This window comes from Novosphingobium sp. LASN5T, assembly GCF_003856955.1.
Lineage (GTDB): Bacteria > Pseudomonadota > Alphaproteobacteria > Sphingomonadales > Sphingomonadaceae > Novosphingobium.
On sequence record NZ_RQSI01000003.1, the window covers coordinates 112,711 to 132,149 of the forward strand.

Consider the following 19,439-nt stretch of genomic DNA (forward strand, 5'->3'; position numbering starts at 1 on the left):
CAAGTCGGGAGTCGCCCCTATCGCGGGCGAAGGCGCGCCTATACGGAATTTCTCGTGCTTTGCAAGCGCAACAGGGCTAGCAATCGTGCGGACAACAAGGGGAGTGGACGAGAGGATGATCCTGCCTGTCACATTGAGCACGGCCGCCGCCGCCGCGCTGCTGAATATCTGGCTTACCATTCGGGTCGGCATGGTGCGCCGCGCCACCGGCATCAGCGTGGGCGACGGTGGCAACGAAGCGTTGATCCGCCGGATGCGCGCACAGCTGAACTTCATTGAAAACGCGCCGGTGGTGCTGGTGATGGTAGGCGGGATCGAGCTGGCGCGCGCCGGCAACCCCTTCCTGCTGGGCGCCGCCGCGATCTTCATCCTGGGCCGCGTGGCGCACGGCATCGGCATGGACGGCGGCCCGCTGGGCTTCCTGCGCGGTGTGGGCACGCTGACCACGATGCTGACGCAACTATGCCTTGCCGTCTGGGCGGTTTCGATCGTGCTGGACGCCTGACCGATTACGGGCCCGCCGCGCGCATAGCCCGGCCGGCCCATTGCTTATCCCAGCACGTAATCGCTGACGTAGGAATTGGTCTGGCGCTCGCGCCCGAACGTGCTGGTCGGCCCGTGACCGGGCACGAACGTGACGTCGGAGCCGAGCGGCCACAGCTTCTGCGTGATCGAATCGATCAGATCCTGATGGTTGCCCATCGGGAAATCGGTGCGGCCGATCGAGCCCTGGAACAGCACGTCGCCCACGATCGCGAACCGCGAGGGCGCGTGATAGAATACGACGTGGCCGGGCGTGTGGCCGGGGCAGTGGATCACGTCCAGCTCCAGTTCGCCGATCGTGACCTTTTCGCCATCCTGCAACCAGCGGTCCGGCTCGAACGGCTCTCCGGGGATGCCCCAGCGCTTGCCGTCCTCGTCCAGGCGCGAAATCCAGAAGCGGTCCGCCTCGTGCGGACCCTCGATCGGCACGCCCAGGTCTTTTGCGAGAATGCCGGTCACGCCGCAGTGATCGATGTGGCCATGGGTGACGAGCAATTTCTCGATAGTAACGCCCGCCTTGGCGATCGCCGCCTTCAAGCGCTCGGGATCACCGCCGGCATCGATGAACGCGGCCTTCATGGTGCGGGTACACCACACCAGCGTGCAGTTCTGTTCCAGCGGCGTGACGGGGATGATGGCCACCTTCATCGGCGGCCGCGCGGCGGTTTCGGTCATGCAAAGGGAAATGGCGGGTCGCGTGGCGCTTGGCAAGGGACGAGCCACCCACCGTGCCATAATCGGCGCGCTACAGGCGCCCGCCCTTCCACACCACGCGTCCGACCACGTCGACCTCACCCATCGCGCGTTCGCTGGCCGGATAGGCCGGGTTGTCGCTGATCACACGCATAGTGCCGGCAGGGCCGGGTTCGAGGCGCTTGACCAGCAACATGTCGTCCAGGCGGATGACGTGGATACCGGCACGCAACGCGCGCGGCGTACGATCGACGAGAATCTCGTCCCCGTCGCGCAAGGTCGGCTCCATCGAATCGCCTTCCACCGCGATCACCGACAGCGCGACGGGATCGAGCCCCTGGGCCTTGAGCCAACGGGCCGAGAAGCGCAGTTGGCCCGATGGCGCTTCGTCCCGCGCCAGCGCTCCGGGACCCGCCGAGGCCCCCAGCGGCAGGCGCGGAATATCCGCCCAATCGACCAGCGCGCGGGCGACGCCGCCCACCGCGACCGCGCTTCCCGAAGCCGCATGGGCCGGCGCGCCGAGCTCGCTTTCCGACACGCCGAAGAAATTGGCGAGAACGCGGCGGTCGTCCTCCTCCAGCTTGCGCGGACTGCCCTTGCGCACGAACTGCTGGAGATAGGCCGGATTGCGCCCCAGCAGGCCCGAGAGCGCCGAAAGGCTAACGCCGCGCCCGCCGGCAAGCTCCAGCAGACGCTCCCGTGCACGGGCCTGAAGATCGGTTCCGGTCATGCACCCACCATTGTCGAAGGATTTTTCCTAGATTTGTAGGATTTGTCCGTCAACATAAGAAAAATCCTAAATGGATTCGCGAGGGAGATTGCACCGTGCTCATCCGCAAGATCGAAAAATTCCTGCTGCGCACCGGGATGCCGGTGACTCGGTTCGGCCGCATGGCCGCGCACGACCCCCGCCTGGTCATGGACATGCGCAACGGACGCGAACCCCGCCCCGAAATGATCTCCCGCGTAGAACATTTCATGAACAACTACAAGCCGGAGACCTTCGCGAGCGATGCCCATGCTGGTTGATCATGCCCTGTTTCGGGACGCGCCGCGCGCCTCTCGCCCGGCCCGCCACCACCGCACCGCAGGCGAGCGGCTATGGCACGCCCTCAGCGCCCTGGCGGGCGCACGCGCCATCCTCGTCAGCCAACGCGAAACGCCGTGGGCCAGCGTGACCTTTTCCGGCGCGCGCCACAGCTTCACGCTGCGCTTCGACGAGGCCGAGGCGATCGAGGACGGCGAACACCTGATCGCAGTGCTGCCCGATCACCCGTTCCACATCCCCGGCCATCTGGTGGCCGACGCCAGCGTGGCGCGGGCAGACCACACCCTGCTGCCCGCCCCGCGGCTGGAGCTGGACATCGACATCCTGTTGCTGGAAGCATCGTGAAACCGATCGGGGCCTGAACGCTCAAGGGGCCGCGCCCGGGTAAACCCCGGTGCGCGGCCATTCCTCTCCACAAACCGTCAGAAGCGCAAACTAGCGGTCGGTGCGGGCCATCAGCTGCGGTGCAGTTGTCGCCCCTACCCAGAGATTCATGTCGACAGCGTTCGAGACCCGGAACGGTTCCCTGCGATCGTTGAGGAACAGTTCCTCCATCTCAGCACGGTTGAACGGACGCGATCCCAGCCGGCCGAAGATGGCGATCTGCCCGCCGGTTTCATCCACGCCGCGATCGCGATCCAGCCCCTTAGAGAGCGCCAGCGCCGGGCTGGGCGTGTGCGCCCACGCGATCAGTTCCGGCCGGGGTTCGGGCGAGAAGCCGTAGAAGTTCGGCTGGCTGGACGGTGAGGTAAGCTGCACCACCTTCATCCCGTTCCGCCCGTCCGCGACATAGGCGAACAGCGAGGCGTTGGTGGAAGCGACGATCACATCCTCGGCATCGTTCAACTGCCCGTCGGCGGTGAACGCTTGCTGGATCGCCGGGCGCGTGGGCGCGGTCACGTCCACGATCACCAGCCCCTGCGCCTTGGCCGCGACATAGGCATAGGTGCGGGCGACATAGACGCGGCGGGCATCGGCCAGCGGAACGGTGGCCTGCGGCACCGGCACCGGCCGCGCCAGGTTTGTCACGTCCATCAGCTCAAGCCCGTTGGCCGTCGTCACCCACAGGTAGCGGAACTGCACAGCCGTAGAGCGCGGGTCCTTGAGCGGCACGACCGAGGTGACGCGTGGATCGAGGCAGGTCTCACCGCCCTTCTCCTCGCTCGCCTCGCAGGGCTTGCCCGGCGACCAGGGCTTGGGGAGGTGGACGGTGACCAGCGCCTTGTCGGTGACGATATAGGCATAGTCACCTGCAAGCGTGATGTGCCGCGCCCCCGTCAGGACGCCGTCCGGATTGAACGTCAGCGCGCGGCGGAAGAAGTTGTTGCGGAACTCGCCATCGGCCAGCGTATCGACGTTGACCGCGATCAGCCCTTCCACGGCATCGGTGACGAAGGCGTAGTGGTAGATCGGCGAGAACGGCTGTTCCTGGTTCAGATGGCGCAGCTCCGGCGTGTTGCGCGTGGGCGCGATCGCCTGGTTGGTGGGCAGCGCCATGCAGGTGGCGTTCTTCGTATCCACATGCGTGTCATGCCCCAGCGGCGAGAACGGCGCAGTGGTGATCCGTTCCGAGAAACCCTTGTTGCTGACCGAGGCGATATCATAGGCGCGGAAGCCGCCCTTCCCTTCGGCCACGAACATGTATTCGCCCCGCATCTGCAGGCAGCGGACCGCGTCCGATGTGCCCTTGGTGACGTTGGTGAACTGTTCGCGTCCCTTGGTCTCTTCGGAGAGCTTGCCGTCGATCACCCCGCCGCGCGTCCAGTCCTTCAGCTCGCGGCCGTTCTTCTCGACGTGCTGCTTCCAGTAGTCCGGATAGGCATAGCGGTGGAGATAGCTGCCGATCACCGCCTGCGGCTCGTCCCATTCGGTGACGCGCACCGCCTCGAACCCGCCGTCCAGCCCGAACCAGGCGTTCATGCCGACGAAGTTCACGTAATTGGTGCCGAGCAGCAGCAGCTGCGCCATGATCGCGTTGTTATCGTCCTGCTGGCTGAGGTGGCAGTCGGTGCACTGCTTGGTCTCGTTCTTGCGGACGGTGTGCGGGAAGTGCGGCGCGAACGCCTGCGAGGAATAGCCGATCGCCGAGATCGGCGGCTGCTGCACGTAGATCCGTTCGCGGTTGATGTTGGTGGACGACAGGATCAGCGCCGAGGACGAGCGGATCGGCGCGGTGATCGCCTTGCCGCTGACGGGGTTGCCGTCCTTGTCGAACTGCACCGGATCGGAACCCGAGGTCTTGTTGCGCTGGTGCTTGCCGAGCTGGAACATGTCGTCGCGCGCGACCTGGGGGTTATAGGTCGCGTAGTTGCGGGTGTAGTCCTCTTCGTACTTGTGCGTGGTGGACTTCCAGTTCGCCTCGATCGGCAGGTGGCAGCCGGCGCACGACGTGGTCCACGAGAGGTGGCAGGTGAAGCACGCCATGTCGTCATCGCGGTGGGCGCGCTGTTCCTTGGGCACGCCGGTGCCGAACTTGTACACCCCATCCTGCGCAGCGGATTTCGCCATCAGCTTGGCCCGCGCCGCCTTGGGATTGAAGATCGGCTTGCCCAGATCATCGACCTTGCCGGCAAAGCGCGCGTCGACCGAATCCTTCACCAGGCTGACCCGCCAGGAGAGGTTGGGATCGATGATCGAGCGCTGGATCAGCACGCGGCGCCCGTCGGCCGCCTTCATCCATTCGAACCGGCGCTGGCCGTCGGCGTTGCGCAGCAGGCTGAGGTTGTTGCCCTTGGGCGGCGCGGCGAGGTTAGACGTCATCAGCGTGGGATAGGCGTCGGGCGTGCCGTGGCAGTCCTTGCAGCCGATCTCCACCGCGTTGGCCACTTCGCCCATGATCATGCCGTTGCCGTGGCTGTCCTGCGAGAAGTGGCAATCGGCGCACTGCATGCCGAGCTGGGCGTGGATGTCCATCATGTGGACCGCCTTGCCGGGATTGTCGGGACCCGGCTCGACGAACTTGCCCTCCATGGTCCCATTGGCACCGCTCTTGCGCCACTTTTCCGGATCGTCCGGATTGACGATGTGCGCCTTGTCGGTGCCGTAGCTCGACATATCGCCTTCATCGTCCAGCAGGTTGCCGCGCCGGTCGCGCTTCAGGATCGCGCGGAAGTTCCAGCCGTGGCCGTGGTAGTCCGCGAACTGCGTGTTCTTGAGCTGCGGGTTCAGGTCATAGACGTTGCGCAGGAACTCCACGTCGCGCCACAGGCCATGGGTCGAGGCCGCTTCCGGATTGCGATCGAGAATCTCGCGCGCTTCGGCCATGTTCGGGTGGAACTGCTTCTTGAAGATGCGCTGGTAGTCCGCGTCGGACATGCCCGCCGGCTTCGGCGCGCGATTCTCCGGCCCCGGCCACATCGAATCCGCATCGGATTCGTAGTCCCACATGATGTAGCCGAGGTAGGTGTTCAGGAAGATGTTGGGCTGGTGCATGTGGCAGTTCATGCACTGCGCCGTGGGGATGGCGCGGGTGAAGGCGTGGACCAGCGGGTGGCCGCGTTCGCGGTCCTGCATCGCCACCGGACCGCCCTCATGACCGCCGGCAGGGGCGGGCACGGCATGGCCCGCCTTGTCGAGCCCGGCCGTCGCGTGCGCTTCGGCCTGGCCCATGGCGTGCGCGTCCATCGACCCGTGCGGCGCGACGCCGGCAGCGGGCGAGAACGTGAGCTGTTCCGCCGAAGCAATGGCGCGCGCGCAGTCGCCGGCCAGGTCCTTGGACGCGGCGGAATCGCTGGCATCGGCCTGCAGATAGCCGCCCTGCCCCCCCAACACGGTGCCGCGCACGCGCGTCTTGTGCTCTTCCTTCGCCGCGTCATAGCTGCCGTACTTGCCGGCACGGTGCTGGCCTTCGCGCAGCGAGTTGATCGTGGGATCGGCGGTGATCGTCTGCCCGTCGCGCCCGCACTTGCCATAGTTCAGGCTGTGGCGCGGCTCGCGATCGTTGGCGTAGATGACGTGGCACGAGGCGCAGCCCGAGGAGCGGTAATCGCCCGGCTGATCGTTGGTGCCCATCTGGAACAGGAACGGGTCGTTCAGGCGCGTCTTGTGGATGTTCAGCACCGGAATGGCGACGCGCAGGCCCGTGGCGGGGCCGCGGTTCGACTGCTTGAGATCGGGGCGGCCCGGCTCGTCGAGCCGCTGGATCAGACCGGTCGAGTTGGGCAGGCCGATTTCGGGGAACTGCGGGTTGATCGTGCGACCGCCATCCTCGAACACGCGGAACACGTCCGCCGGCGGGATCGTGTGCCAGCGCGGCAGCGGATAGAGCACGGGCAGCGCGCCGCGCGCCTTTTCCTGCGGGGTGACGGTGCCCCACATCGGCTTCCCGTCCGGCCCGATTTCCTTCGACGCGGACTTGAGCAGCGCGGGTTCGCCCTGGCGGGTGAAGCTTTCCCCGAACATGTAGTTCTTGAAGGGGACGATGCCGTTGTTATAGGCCGCGCCGCCCCACAGCATCGCGCCGGTGGACATCAGCGAACGTTCCGACGCCTCGATGATGTTCATGTGGCAGGCCCCGCAGGAATCGCGGGCGACGCGATAGTCCGACGGGTTCACGAAGCGGATGAATTCCGGGCTTTCCTTGGCCAGCAGCGCGTAGGAGCGCTTGGGATTGGCCGAGGAAGGCCAGCCCCACGCCACCGGGAAGCGCGGCAGGACGTGGGCGTCCTTCATCGCGCCCACGTATTCCATGCTGCCCCGGTTCCAGCTCCGGTCCGCGACGACCTGGTTGTTGCCGCCATGGCAATCGACGCAGGAGAGCACCACCGCCGGGCTGGCGTGCATGGTCTTGTGATCGCTGGCGGTGTGGCAGCTGACGCAACCGGCGTTTTTCTGGTCGACGAAGGCCCATTGCTCCTCCGCCGTATCGCCCGGCTGGCCGCGCGGGGCGGCGGGGGCGCGGACATACTTGACCTTCTGCGGCACTTCCTCGCCCGAGGCCCACAGCGCGCTGGGCACGGCCAGGACGGCCAAGGCGGCGAGCAGCCACGCCAGCGGCAGGGCGCGAAGCCGGCGAAACAGGGCGGCAGGACGGCGGAAGGCGGAAGGCTGGGTCATCAGAAGGCCAGTGTCGCGTTGGCGAGGACGGAGTAGTAGCGGCTGCCGCCACCTTCCTGCGCGAAGAGGTCACGGAAACCGCTGCCGGCGTGCAGCACGGCGCCCGACAGGCGGAACACCAGATTCTGCGAGGCGTTGGGCCGCCAGATCGCGGAAACGGAGGTATCCCAGCCGATGCTGTTGGGAATCGAGCCCTCGTTGCGCAGGACCTGCAGGATGCGGGTGTTCTGGAACCACAGGTGGTTCACGTTGGCGGAGACGCGCAGCGTGGGCAGCAGATCGAAATCCCCCCCCACCCCGGCCAGCACCGTGCCGGGATTGAGGAAGTTCGACTGGCCCAGTTCCTTCGACGTGCGCAGCGAATTGAGAATGCCGTTGCGGCCGTTGAGCGACACCGCGCGGCCACCGCCCGCGAACGGGATCGACTGGCGAATCCAGTAGCTGGTATCGGCCCCGGCGAACTGCGGGTTCTCGAAGATGGCGTCGAAGCCGCCTTCGGTGCCGTCATAGGGATTGCTGTCGCCGCTGGCCCACAGGCCGGAAAGGCGGAAGCGCATCCAGTTGATGTCGTAGCTGGCTTCGGCCGCCGCCATGAACGCCTTGATGACGGCCGGGCGGCTGGTGATGAAGCTGTTGCGGTCCTCCCCCAGCGCGGCATAGGCCTGCGCGGTCAGGTTCATCCGGCCGACGTGGCCGTCCGCCGCATAACCGATGTAGACCACGTCGTACTGGCGCGGGCGGATATCGCCGAGCAGCGCAGGGCGCGCGGGAAAGCCGTTCTTGTCCGACTTGTAGCGGTTTTCCCGGTTCATGTTGTAGGTGAGCGAAACCTGGCTGGTCAGCCCGACGAACGGGAAATCCTGGCGGTAGATGTTGCCGGTGAAGATCCAGTCGCGGCGCAGCGGCTGCGTCACGTCGTTCAACCCGGAATTGGTGTCCTTCTCGATCCGCCAGAACGCGGCGAGGTTGAACTGCCAGCGGTTGTTGTCGCGGTTGCCGAACAGGCGTACGCCCAGCTGGTTGTCGTTGAACAGAAAGCCGCGGAAGTCCGACTGAAACGGCTGGATGCCGGCGCGCAGCGAGACGAAATCGTAGCGCTTCGTATCGAACCGGCCGATGTGGTAGTCGATGAAGGCTTCCTGCAGGCCGACGAAGCCGGTGGTGCGCGTGGTGCCTTTCGAGGGTTCCACATAGAGCACGCGGCGTTCGGGCACTTCGACATGGGTGATGTTGGCGCCCACGGCCACGCGGTATTCGATGACGGGCGGCTTGAACGCGGTCATGCCCTTGAGCAGCGAAAAGCCCGCGATGAAGGTCTGCGACAGGACCAGGCTGTTGCTTTGTCCGAACACGTCGATCGAATTGGGCCGCGTGGTGGTCTGGTTGCCCACGGGAATCGGGAACGTGCGCGGCTCGATCACCGTGTCCGACACCGCGTTGGCGATGAAGAACCAGTCGTCACCCTTGAGGAAGCCCGGGCGCTGGCCTTTCGACAGCGGATGGTCGCCCTTCAGCAGCGAATGGTGGAAGGGATCGAGCGTGGAATGGCAGACGTATTCCAGCTTGGGGAACAGCGTGAACAGCGCACGATCGCGCGCGCCGGTCTGCGGGTCCTTCTTGGGGCAGAGCGACCCCATGATGCGCCAGCGATCCGGCACGCCAACATCGAGGCCAAGCGCGCCGACGGGGCCTTCGCCATCGTACTTGTCGTAATAGGCTTCGGGCGGCGGGGCGGAAACCGCGCCGGGGTTGGTCTGGTCGACCTTGTCGGGCAGTTCCTTGTTGAAGCCGGGGCGGCGGCGTCCGTCGATCAGGGCGTCGTCCGCTTCTGTTGCGCCGCCCGGCAACGCGGGTGGTGATGCCGCCTCCGGCGCGCCCGATGTTGCTGCCTCCGGCGCCAGCGCCGGTGCGCTGCCGCCTGCCGTTTCGGCAGACACAGGCGCGGACTGCATCAGCGCCACAGCCGGAACCAGGGCGCCGGGCGCGACAGCCGCAGCCGGCAGCGGCGTGGTGGCGGTAAGCACAGGCAGGAACAGGGCGGCGGTTTCGATCACAGGCCCTCGCAGACGTTCTGTTCGTTGCTGTCGAGGAACGGCGCGAACGGGCAATTCACGTAACGCAGCCGCACGCCCTGCCCCACGTTGACCACGATCGTATCGGCCCGCATGTCCTTGGGCGCGTTGCCGATCGTGCCCACGCGCAACCCGCCGTTGTTCGCGCCCAGAAACGCGATCATGTCGTCTTGATCGATGCCGTCACCGGAAATACCGATTGCGCCGACCAGTTGGCGACCGCGATAGATCGGCACCGAGCCGGGAAAGATCTGGATGCCGTTGGCCAGCCGCTTCTTGCCGTTGGGTGCGTCGGGAACGGCCGTACATTGCTGCACCACATCCTGCGCCTTCAGCGAGCCTTCGACGAAGACCGCGTGCTGGATCAGGTTCGCCTTGACCAGCGCGATCTGCAGGCCGGTAGCGAACGGGCTGAAATCGGTAATCGGGCGCGAGAGCGGGCCATTGGGCCGCCCCACTTCGCCATCGGGGAAGAACGGGCGCGAAAGGTTGCCGCCCGAACGGTCGGCAAAGGCGACCTTGCCGGTCAGCGCGGTCTGATCGCCCAGAAAATCGCGCACGCGCTGGACGAATGCCGGAATTTCGGCGTCAAGATCGCCGGTCAACTGCGCGGCGGCATTCGGCCCGGAGAAAAACGCGGCGGTGCGAGCCTTCTGGAGCGAGACATCGGTGCCGAAGATCGGCGCGTCTGGCCCGCGCACCACGCCAAGCGGCGCCCCATAGGTATCGACCATGGAGATCGTCACCTGCGCGCGGCTGTCGAGGGGGCGGCGAATCTGCGCGCGGGCGCGGCTCATCACCTTGAACGCTTCTTCCAGCACCGCGCGCACTTCGGCGGCGGTAAGCGGCTGGGTAACGTCCGCGCCATCGGTGCCGCCGCGAATGGGGTAGCGATCGTTGCCCGATCCGTCCGTCAGCACGAAGGCATCGGCGTTCGCGAACTCGCCCGACGTGGCATAGCGGTAGCCGCTGGCTTCGGTGCCATAGGCCGTTCCCGCCAGCACCACGCCGCCGGGATAGTATCCGTTCACCGGAACCAGCGTGCCCACGGTGTTGTTGATCGCGTTGAAATCGGTCTGGAGCGCGTGCAGCCCTTCCACCCGCGCGTCCGAAAAGCGCAAGGTCGAGCCATCGACCGGGATCATGTTGGCGACGATGCTGTCCGGCGGGGCAAAGCCCTGGATGCCGGCCAGCGCCATGTATTCCTCGGGATCGCCGTCCACGTCGGCGACGTTCGGGTCATAGCCGTAATCGCCATCGGCCATGACGCCGATCCCACCGACCACCACGCCGTTCTTGTAGAGCGGGAACCCGCCCGGATCAGCGGCGAGGCCCAGCGGCGACCGCTTCGGCCCGATGAACGCCGCCGCGCCCAGGTTGTTGGTAATATAGCGCGTGTTGAGGTCGGAACATGGCAACTGGCTGAACTGCACCCCGAACAGCGGGCCGCTTTCCAGCCCCGGCGTGTTCGGCGCGGGCGGGAAATGTTCCTGCACGATCATGCTGGCCGTGCGCGTGGAAAAGGCGTTGCCGCCGCTCGACAGATAGGCGCCGGTGATCGCCTTGGCGATCGCGCCCATCGTCGCTTCCACGGTCAGCCCCTGCGCATCGACCTCGCGCGGGCTGATTTCCCCGGTGGCGGTGCGGCGGCTGGTGTCCATCCGCGTCAGCGCGCCGTTCATCCGGAACACCGCGAGCACGTTGCCGACCCGGTCGACCACCGCGACGATCGCCGGATAGTTGAGCGCGCGCGCCTCTCCCACCGCTTGCGCGATGATCTTCTTCACGTCGTCCGGCGTCAGCGCTTCCTGCCCGGGCGTGGCATAGACGCGGGCGCTGCTGGTGGGTGTCGGCGTGGGCGAAGGCGCGGGCGAAGAACCGCCGCCTCCCCCGCAACCGGCCAGCGCGAGCGAAAACGATGCCAGAATCGCTACCGCCCGGTTGGCGATCACACCGGAAGCAGCCGCCTGACGCAGGGCCAGCTTTACCTTCATCCGTGCAGACTCCGGCATCAGCGCAGGCTCCGGATGCTGCGAATGGCCCCGCCCAGCGCACGGCGGAAAGCGATCGGCTGGAACCCGTTGGGGTCTCGCACCGCCGCATAGGCCTGGTTGATCTGCACGCGCAGGCCGTTGGCGGACCCGCCCGAAACCGCGCCCTGATTGACCAGGCCGTTGAGCAGCGTGTCGATCGCCATGACCGACTGCACCGCGCCTTCGTAATCGGTGAAGCGTTCCGACACCGCGTCGCTGGCGATGGCGTCCATCACCGCGAAGGTCTGTTCGCGGGTGAATGAGGCGCCGGCGAAACGGGTCGAAAGCGTGTCCGCCGCCTGCCGCAAGGCTTGGGCTGCCTGCACCGTCTGCGGCCGGCCTTCGCCCATCGCGCGGTGGAACGCCTTGCTGCGCGCATCGAACGTGGTGGCCAGATCGGGCGCGATCACCCGTGCCGCCGCCAGCAGCATGATCATGTTCTCGTCGTTGTAAGGCGGCATCCCCGCGTGAATCGGGCGGCCGGGATTGGGCATCGCCGTCACCGTCGCCTCGTCGCTGTCATAGATGCGGCGGTGGCACGAATGGCAATCGAAGAACGTGAATTCGGGGAAGAGGCCGTCACTGGCCTTGCCCGGCTGGCTGAACAGTTCGAGCGAGCGCTTGACCGCTTCCGCCTGACCCACGGCCCACATCCGCATCCCGTTGGTCTTGCCCCCCTTGCGCTGGGCATAGTCCGAATCCTCGTTATGATGGGCCTGGAGCGTCGAGAACAGGTCCAGTTCGAACGAGATGCGCGGGTGACCCGCCGCCATGATGCGGTGGGCGATGAACTGCCCCTTGCCGTCCCCGGACAAGTGGCAATCGAGGCAGACCTGCGCGCGCACCCGCGGGCTGGTCAGGTCGGTCATCCCCTGCGCAACGTTGCGCCCGTGGCTGGCGCCGACGGTATAGTGGGTGGAGAGCCAGCCGCCGGCATTGCCATGGCAGGCTTCGCAATCGACGCCATCGGCCACGCGCACGGCGCCCGGCGTGGCGTGGCACCCCAGGCATTCACGCTGCACGCCGGCGGCATCCAGCCCCATGCGGCGGACGATCGCCTGCCCGCGCGGCTCCACGATGGCGCGATAGGCGCGGCTATGCGCGCCGGTGGGCGAGGATTCTTCCTGCCAGCGCAGCAGTTCGTCCTGCCGCACCGGCGTGCCATCGGCCACGCTGCGGCCATGGCAGGTTGAGCCGGCACAGCTTGCCACGCCCTGATGCGCGCGGAGTGAGCCGCCCGCGTTCTGGGCTTGCAGCGGCGCGGCGGGAACGAACAGGGCAGCCGACAGCGCAGCGCACGCCATCAGGACGCACAGAATCGCAGCCAGAAAACCCAATCGCGGGACGGACCGGAAAGCGGTCGAAAGCCGCTTCGGATGGATCGAATTGCCCAGCATTGCCCCTCGTTCCTGCCGGTAGCGGAAAGGAGTGGAAGCTTTTGCCTCTTCACTCCACGCGAACCGGTAGTGCTGCAATGCGACCCCGCGATTGCAGACTAGGCGAGACACCCCTTCGGGTTCAAGCCCTGATTTCGCTTTGGCGCTGGCATTGAAGGCGTTTTTTGCCGCGCGGCTGCTCAGGCAGGACGAATGACGATCGTCTGCCCTGCGGGATCGAAGCGCACCGCGTCGATACCGGGGGCGCTGGCGCATTCGCCGGGCCGCACGGCTTCCCCTTCAACCACCGCCTCGCCACGACGCGGCACGATCAGGCACGGCCCGGCATAGGCATCTGCCAGCGCGGCATCCGGGACGCCATCGACGCGATGCGCGGTGAAGTAAGGCCCGCTGGCCAGCTCCACGGTGCCTTCCGGCGGAATCACGCGCCGCAGCGCGGGATCGAGCGGCACGCCCCGCGCCACGGCCATCCCCCGGTCCAGATGCAACTCGCGCGGGCGGCCGTAGTCGTAGAGGCGATAGGTGATGTCGCTGTTCTGCTGGATTTCGATCAGGCTGACCCCCGCGCCAATGGCGTGGACGGTACCTGCCGGAATGTAGAAGAAATCGCCCGCCTGCACGGGATGCCACACCAGCATATCCTCGATAGACCCGTCCAGCGCAGCGGCGCGCAGCGTTTCCCGATCGACCGTTTCGCGGAAACCGACTCCCAGCGTTGCGCCCGGCTCGGCATCGATCACCAGCCAGCACTCCTCCTTGCCGCCATCGGATTCGCCCATGGCGGCCGCTTGCGCATCGGAAGGGTGGACCTGCACCGAGAGCTTTTCGGACGTGAAGATGTACTTGACCAGCAGCGAGGGCAGTTCGAGCGGCGGCACGAACCAGATTTCGCCAATGCGCGCGCCGCCATGCGGCGGTGGGAATGGGGCCGGCAGGGTATCACGCCCCCAAGGCTTCTCAACGGATCGGGTGGTGAGCTTCATCAACCGGACCTCAACGCGTGCCGCAACCCCTGCGGGCCATCCCGCGAGCGCTACTGGTTTGCCGCGCCCGACAGCTTACCGACGAGTTGCGCGCCTTCCGGCGTGCAGACCAGCACCTCGTCCTTGTCGACCACCACGATCAAGTTTGTGGCGCCGACCACGGACACGCGCGGGCCATCGGTCTGCACCAGAACGTTGGCGCAATCCTTCAGTTCCACCCGCCCCTTGATCGCGTTGCCCGCACCATCGCGCTCCAGCGCCTCGTGCAACGCCTGCCAGTTGCCGATGTCGGACCAGGTCATCACCGCCGGCACCATGGCCGCGCGAACGGTGTTCTCCATCACCGCGTAGTCTACCGATTCGCCTTCGATCGCGGCGAAGGCGGCCGCATCGGGATGGAAGCGATGCCCTTCCTCCACGCCCTTCTCCACCGCTTCGCGCACGGCGGCGGCAAGCGCAGGGCGATGCGTTGCCAGCTCGGCTAGGAACGCCCCGGCGCGGAAGGCGAAGATGCCGCCATTCCACGAATAGCCACCATCGGCCAGAAACTGGCGGGCACGGTCAAGATCGGGCTTTTCGACAAAGCGTTCGACCCTGGAGCCGCCGGTATCACCGATCGTTTCGCCATGCTTGAGATAACCGAAGCCGGTTTCCGGCGCGGTGGGGGCGATCCCGAAGGAAACCAGCCAGTCATCCGCCGCGAGCGCTGCCGCAGCCTGTGCCGCCGCCTGAAACGCCGCGAGATCGCCGATGTGATGATCGCTGGGGCAGACCAGCATGATCGCGTCGTCCGGCAGACGCAGCGCCGCCAGAGCAATGGCGGCGGCCGTGTTCTTGCCTTCGGGCTCGACGATGATGGCCGTCCGATCCGGATCGGGCAGCTGCGATTCCACGTGCCCGAGGTGCGCGGTGCCGGTGACGACCACCGGATCGCCAAAGCCCGCATCCGGTGGACAGCGCAGCAAGGTCGCCTGAAACAGCGTGGTGTCGCCAACAAGGGGAAGGAACGGCTTGGGCATCGCCTTGCGCGAACTGGGCCACAGCCGCGTGCCGCTGCCGCCGCACAAAACAACAGGAATTATGGTCTTCATGATACCCCGTCTTACCTGCCGCCGCTCTGCCATAACCCCAACGCCATGACAAACTTTTTCCCGGCAAGGTTACAAGGCTAAAAGAACCAATGTAGCCGATAAGCATGTCCCATGTTAGGAAACCCCGCGCGAACGCGGGCAGCAGTGCCGAAATAAAGACGAACTACACCCGCCGAATAACCATGTTACGAATTTCGGTCATGTCTTCCATCGCGAAACGGATGCCTTCGCGGCCCAGCCCTGAATCCCGCACACCGCCATAGGGCATGTTGTCGACGCGATAGCTGGATACGTCGTTGACGACGATACCGCCCACTTCAAGCCTGTCCCACGCTTCCAGCACCTTGTGCAGATCGCTGGTGAACAGGCCCGCCTGAAGACCGAACTTGCTGTCGTTGACTTCATCGAGCGCCGCATCCCAGTCGGTAAACTTCGACAGGATCACCACCGGACCGAACGCTTCCTCACGATAGACGTCGCTGTCGCGCGGCGCGTCTTCCAGCAGGGTCGCTTCCAGCATGTTGCCTTCGCACCCGCCGCCCGCCAGCAACCTGGCGCCGCCGGCCACGGCGTTGTCGATCCAGCCCTTGAGCCGTTGCGCCTCCTTCGCCGAGATCATCGGGCCGATGAACGTCTCGCGCAGCTTTGGATCACCGGCGACGAGCGTTTTCACCTTGGCCGCCAGCATGTCGCGAAACGTGTCGTAGATGTCGGCATGGATGATCACGCGCTGCACGTGGATGCAGCTTTGCCCCGACTGGTAATAGCCGCCGAAGATGATGCGGGCGAGCGCGTGGTCGAGATCGGCGTCCTTGTCGACGATCACGGCCGCGTTGCCGCCCAGTTCGAGCACCACCTTCTTCTTGCCGGCCTTTGCCTTCAGGTCCCAGCCCACGCCGGGTGAGCCGGTGAACGACAACAGCTTCAGCCGCTCGTCCGTGGTGAACAGGTCCGATCCGGCGCGGCTGGCCGGCAGGATCGAGAACGCGCCTTCGGGCAGCACGTCGCATTCGGCCAGCACTTCGCCGATGATGATCGCGCCCAGCGGCGTCATCGACGCGGGCTTCATCACGAACGGGCAGCCGACCGCGATCGCCGGCGCGATCTTGTGCGCGGCCAGGTTCAGCGGGAAGTTGAAGGGACTGATGAAGCTGCACGGCCCGATCGGCACGCGCTTCCACATGCCCATGTAGCCCTTGCTGCGCGGCGAGATATCGAGCGGCTGAATCTCGCCATAGTTGCGCGTGGCCTCTTCCGCCGCGATGCGGAAGGTGTCGATCAGGCGACCGACTTCGCCTTCTGCGTCGGCGATCGGCTTGCCCGCTTCGACGCACAGGGCATAGGACAGTTCGTCGAACCGTTCGCGGAAGCGGCCGACACAATGGTCCAGCACGTCGCGCCGCTCGAAGCTCGCCAGTTTCGTCAGCGGCTCGGCCGCGCGCACCGCGCCGGCGATGGCTTCGTCGATCACGTCCGGCGTGGCCAGCGCGGTGCGGAACGCGACCTCGCCGGTGAACTTGTCGGTCACCTCCAAGTCGGCGTTGGGCTGCACCGCCTTGTTGTTGAGGTAGAGCGGATAAACGTCCTTCAACTGCACCATATCTCGAACTCCCCCCTCCCGCTGGCGGGAGGGGCCGGGGTGGGCCTTCTCAGGAGCGGGAGTATACCCACCCCCAGCCCCTCCCGCGAGCGGGAGGGGAACAGGTTGCGCCTAAAGCGCCTTCGACAGTTCCTTGATGTCCTTGTTCAGGATCTGGTCGTTTTCCGAATAGTCGACCGGGCAGTCGATCAGGTGGACGCCCGGCGTATCCCGACAATGCGCCAGCAGTTCGACAAGGTGCGCTGCGCTTTGCACGCGATGCCCGCTGGCGCCGTAGCTTTCGGCATATTTCACGAAATCCGGGTTGTTGTAAGTCAGCCCGAAGTCCTTGAAGCCCATGTTCGCCTGCTTCCAGCGGATCATGCCATAGGCGCTGTCGTTGAGGATCAGCACGGTGAGGTTGAGGCCCAGGCGAACGGCCGTTTCCATCTCCTGGCTGTTCATCATGAACCCGCCATCGCCGCAGATCGCCATGACCTTGCGATCGGGATAGAGCATCGCGCTCATCATCGCCGAAGGCAATCCCGCGCCCATCGTCGCCAGCGCGTTATCAAGCAGCACCGTGTTCGGCCGGCACGCGGTATAGCCGCGGGCGAACCAGATCTTGTACACGCCGTTGTCGAGGCAGATGATCCCGTCATCCGGCATCGTGGCGCGCACCTGCTGCACCAGATGCGGCGGGAAGATCGGGAACCGCGCGTCCCCCGCGAGCTTGTCGGTATGCGCGATCTCCGCCTTGCGGAAGGCCAGCATGTGATCGAACGTCCAGCTGCCGGAAGGCACGATGTCCTCCTTCATCTGCCAGACCGCGTTGGCGATATCGCCGATCACTTCGATATGCGGGAAGTAGACAGGATCGACTTCGGCCGTCTTGGTGGAGACGTGGATCACGGTCGGCCCGCCTTCGTTCTTCATGAAGAACGGCGGCTTCTCGATCACGTCGTGCCCCAGATTGACGATGCAGTCCGATGCTTCGATCGCGCGGTGGACGAAGTCCCCGGCGGAAAGCGCCGCGCATCCCAGGAACCGGGGGTGGCGTTCATCGATCACACCCTTGCCGAGCTGGGTGGTCAGGAACGGGATGCCCGTCTTTTCGATGAATTGCAGCAACATCCGGCTGGTCATCGTGCGGTTGGCACCGGCACCGATCACCAGCACGGGCGATTTCGCCGCCTCCAGCGCCTGCACCGCCTGCCGCACCGACTTGGCATCCGCGTTGGGCCGGCGGACCAGGCTGCGCTTCAGCGGCCGTGAATCGGTGTATTCGTCGGCAATGTCCTCGGGCAATTCGATATGCGTCGCGCCGGGCTTTTCCTCCTCGGCCAGCCGGTAGGCCTCGCGAATGCGGCTGGGGATGTTGTCGGAAGACGCCATCTGGTGCGTGAACTTGGTGATCGGCTGCATCATCGACACCACGTCGAGGATCTGGAAGCGGCCCTGCTTGGATTTCTTGATCGGCTTCTGGCCGGTAATCATCAGGATGGGCATGCCGCCCAGCGTGGCATAGGCGGCGGCCGTCACGAAATTGGTGGCGCCCGGCCCCAGCGTGGCGATGCACACGCCAGTCTTGCCGGTATGACGGCCATAGGTGGCCGCCATGAACCCCGCGCCCTGTTCGTGCCGGGTCAGGATCAGCTTGATCCTGTCAGAGCGGGAGAGCGAATCGAGCAGGTCGAGGTTCTCCTCGCCCGGCACGCCGAAAATGTACTCGCAGCCTTCTTCCTCAAGGCATTCGACGAAAAGATCGGACGCTTTCTTGCCAGTTCCTTCGGCCATGCAACGGTCGCTCCCAGCAGGCGCGCGCAGCCAGACGCGGACCTTTCCCCAACTCGGATACGACCCCGGACAGGCTGGCGTTGTCGTTCTGGCTTCCGCGCCTGTCCCTTGGCCTCAGACCTAACAAACGGCAGGCGCGAAGTCACCCGGCAATGCGCGGAGACGCCGCCTTAATATCCCCGCGCCAGATCGACCACGTGCGTCAGCGGTTCGCCGGCCAGGAAGCGCGGCATGTTACCCAGGAAGCGCTGCACGGAACGTTGGAACATCCGGTCCTGCGCGCGGCCCGAAAGGTGCATGGTGACATGCGCGTTGGGCAGCGACCACAGCGGATGATCCTGCGGCAGTGGCTCGGGCGTGGTCACGTCGAGAAAGGCCGCGCCGATGCGCTTTTCGGACAGCGCGGCCACCAGCGCGGGCTGATCGACCACCGACCCGCGCGCCACGTTGACCAGCGTCGCGCTGGGCTTCATCGCCGCCAGTTCGGCCGCCCCGATCATGCCATCCGTTTCCCCCGTGGCGGGAACCGCCAGGATCACCCAGTCGAATTCCCCCAGCCGCGCGCGCCAGGCATCCGGCGTCAGCACGCCTTCCCCCGGCGTGCGCCGCACCACCGTCACGTCCACGTCGAACGCGCTCAGCAGGTGCGCCACCTTCTGGCCGATCGCGCCATAGCCCAGCAGCAGCGCCCGGCTGCCGGCCAGTTCCATCTTGCCCGGCGAATCCATCAGCCATTCGTGCCGGTCCTGTGCGCGCACCACCTCGCGATAGCCCTTGGCGATCGAGAGCATCCCCAGGATCACGTATTCGGCGATGGTGATCGCGTTGATCCCGGCCCCGTTGGTGAACGTCACCCCGCGCTGCGCCATGACATCGAGCGGGAAACCATCGACGCCGGCATAGATCGAATTGAGCCAGCGCAGCCTGCCCGCGCGGCGGATCGCTTCGGCCATGTCGCCCTTGTCGTGCAGATCGAACCAGCCGATCTCCGCCTCGGGCGCCAGGTCCATCAGTTCGTCCGTGTGGCGGAAATAGCGCGGCTCGATACCGGCGGGCAAATGCCCTTCCACAAGCGGCGCCGCAAGGGCGTTCATCACGAGCACGGTCATTGACGCGGTTCTCTCCCCGGTGTTGTCTGATGACAGCGT

The 19,439-nt window shown here is 65.9% G+C and carries 14 protein-coding genes; 3 read left to right on the forward strand and 11 right to left on the reverse strand.

Translation table 11 applies throughout. The features are described from left to right. Window positions 1-115: 115 nt before the first annotated feature. A complete protein-coding gene (locus EH199_RS04030; protein WP_124807978.1) occupies window positions 116-505 on the forward strand; it encodes an MAPEG family protein in 390 nt (129 codons plus the stop codon). 44 nt (window positions 506-549) lie between these two features. Here EH199_RS04030 and EH199_RS04035 read toward each other — a convergent pair whose 3' ends face one another. Together EH199_RS04035 and EH199_RS04040 are read right to left on the reverse strand one after the other, a co-directional pair. Further along, complete coding sequence (locus tag EH199_RS04035) at window positions 550-1,218, reverse strand: MBL fold metallo-hydrolase (protein ID WP_124807979.1); 669 nt, start codon at window positions 1,216-1,218, stop codon at window positions 550-552. A gap of 70 nt (window positions 1,219-1,288) precedes the next feature. Continuing rightward, window positions 1,289-1,966, reverse strand: coding sequence for a S24 family peptidase (locus tag EH199_RS04040; protein ID WP_124807980.1), 678 nt, complete (start codon window positions 1,964-1,966; stop codon window positions 1,289-1,291). Window positions 1,967-2,061: 95 nt separating this feature from the next. Here EH199_RS04040 and EH199_RS04045 point away from each other — a divergent pair, with 95 nt between their 5' ends. Together EH199_RS04045 and EH199_RS04050 are read left to right on the forward strand one after the other, a co-directional pair. Further along, entirely contained in the window at window positions 2,062-2,265 is a 204-nt protein-coding gene (locus EH199_RS04045; RefSeq protein WP_124807981.1) for a hypothetical protein, read from the forward strand. Then, on the forward strand, window positions 2,249-2,629 hold the full coding sequence (locus EH199_RS04050; RefSeq protein WP_223806459.1) for a hypothetical protein: 381 nt from the start codon (window positions 2,249-2,251) through the stop codon (window positions 2,627-2,629). Before EH199_RS04045 ends, EH199_RS04050 begins: the two co-directional genes overlap by 17 nt. Before the next feature lie 90 nt (window positions 2,630-2,719). Here EH199_RS04050 and EH199_RS04055 read toward each other — a convergent pair whose 3' ends face one another. The 9 genes from EH199_RS04055 to EH199_RS04095 all read right to left on the reverse strand — a co-directional run bounded on the left by EH199_RS04055 (window position 2,720) and on the right by EH199_RS04095 (window position 19,400). Beyond that, window positions 2,720-7,339 (reverse strand): multiheme c-type cytochrome, encoded by a 4,620-nt coding sequence (locus EH199_RS04055; protein WP_124807982.1) that lies wholly within the window; start codon window positions 7,337-7,339, stop codon window positions 2,720-2,722. Beyond that, window positions 7,339-9,393 carry a hypothetical protein gene (locus EH199_RS04060; RefSeq protein WP_370449658.1) on the reverse strand — a complete coding sequence of 685 codons (2,055 nt, stop codon included), beginning with the start codon at window positions 9,391-9,393 and terminating at the stop codon, window positions 7,339-7,341. The genes EH199_RS04055 and EH199_RS04060 overlap by 1 nt, the downstream gene beginning before the upstream one ends. Beyond that, entirely contained in the window at window positions 9,390-11,405 is a 2,016-nt protein-coding gene (locus EH199_RS04065) for a heme-binding protein (RefSeq protein ID WP_124808056.1), read from the reverse strand. The genes EH199_RS04060 and EH199_RS04065 overlap by 4 nt, the downstream gene beginning before the upstream one ends. Window positions 11,406-11,422: 17 nt before the next feature. Then, window positions 11,423-12,841 carry a multiheme c-type cytochrome gene (locus EH199_RS04070; RefSeq protein WP_124807983.1) on the reverse strand — a complete coding sequence of 473 codons (1,419 nt, stop codon included), beginning with the start codon at window positions 12,839-12,841 and terminating at the stop codon, window positions 11,423-11,425. Between the two features lie 179 nt (window positions 12,842-13,020). After that, a complete protein-coding gene (locus tag EH199_RS04075; RefSeq protein ID WP_223806461.1) occupies window positions 13,021-13,824 on the reverse strand; it encodes a class I mannose-6-phosphate isomerase in 804 nt (267 codons plus the stop codon). Between the two features lie 50 nt (window positions 13,825-13,874). Continuing rightward, window positions 13,875-14,915, reverse strand: a complete 1,041-nt coding sequence (locus EH199_RS04080) for a mannose-1-phosphate guanylyltransferase (protein WP_124807985.1) — start codon at window positions 14,913-14,915, stop codon at window positions 13,875-13,877. Between the two features lie 163 nt (window positions 14,916-15,078). Further along, window positions 15,079-16,515 (reverse strand): aldehyde dehydrogenase family protein, encoded by a 1,437-nt coding sequence (locus tag EH199_RS04085; protein WP_124807986.1) that lies wholly within the window; start codon window positions 16,513-16,515, stop codon window positions 15,079-15,081. A gap of 111 nt (window positions 16,516-16,626) precedes the next feature. Further along, window positions 16,627-18,291: an acetolactate synthase large subunit gene (locus EH199_RS04090; RefSeq protein ID WP_124807987.1), complete on the reverse strand. Its 1,665-nt coding sequence runs from the start codon at window positions 18,289-18,291 to the stop codon at window positions 16,627-16,629. Between the two features lie 170 nt (window positions 18,292-18,461). Then, window positions 18,462-19,400, reverse strand: a complete 939-nt coding sequence (locus EH199_RS04095) for a D-2-hydroxyacid dehydrogenase (RefSeq protein ID WP_124807988.1) — start codon at window positions 19,398-19,400, stop codon at window positions 18,462-18,464. Between the last annotated feature and the right edge of the window lie 39 nt (window positions 19,401-19,439).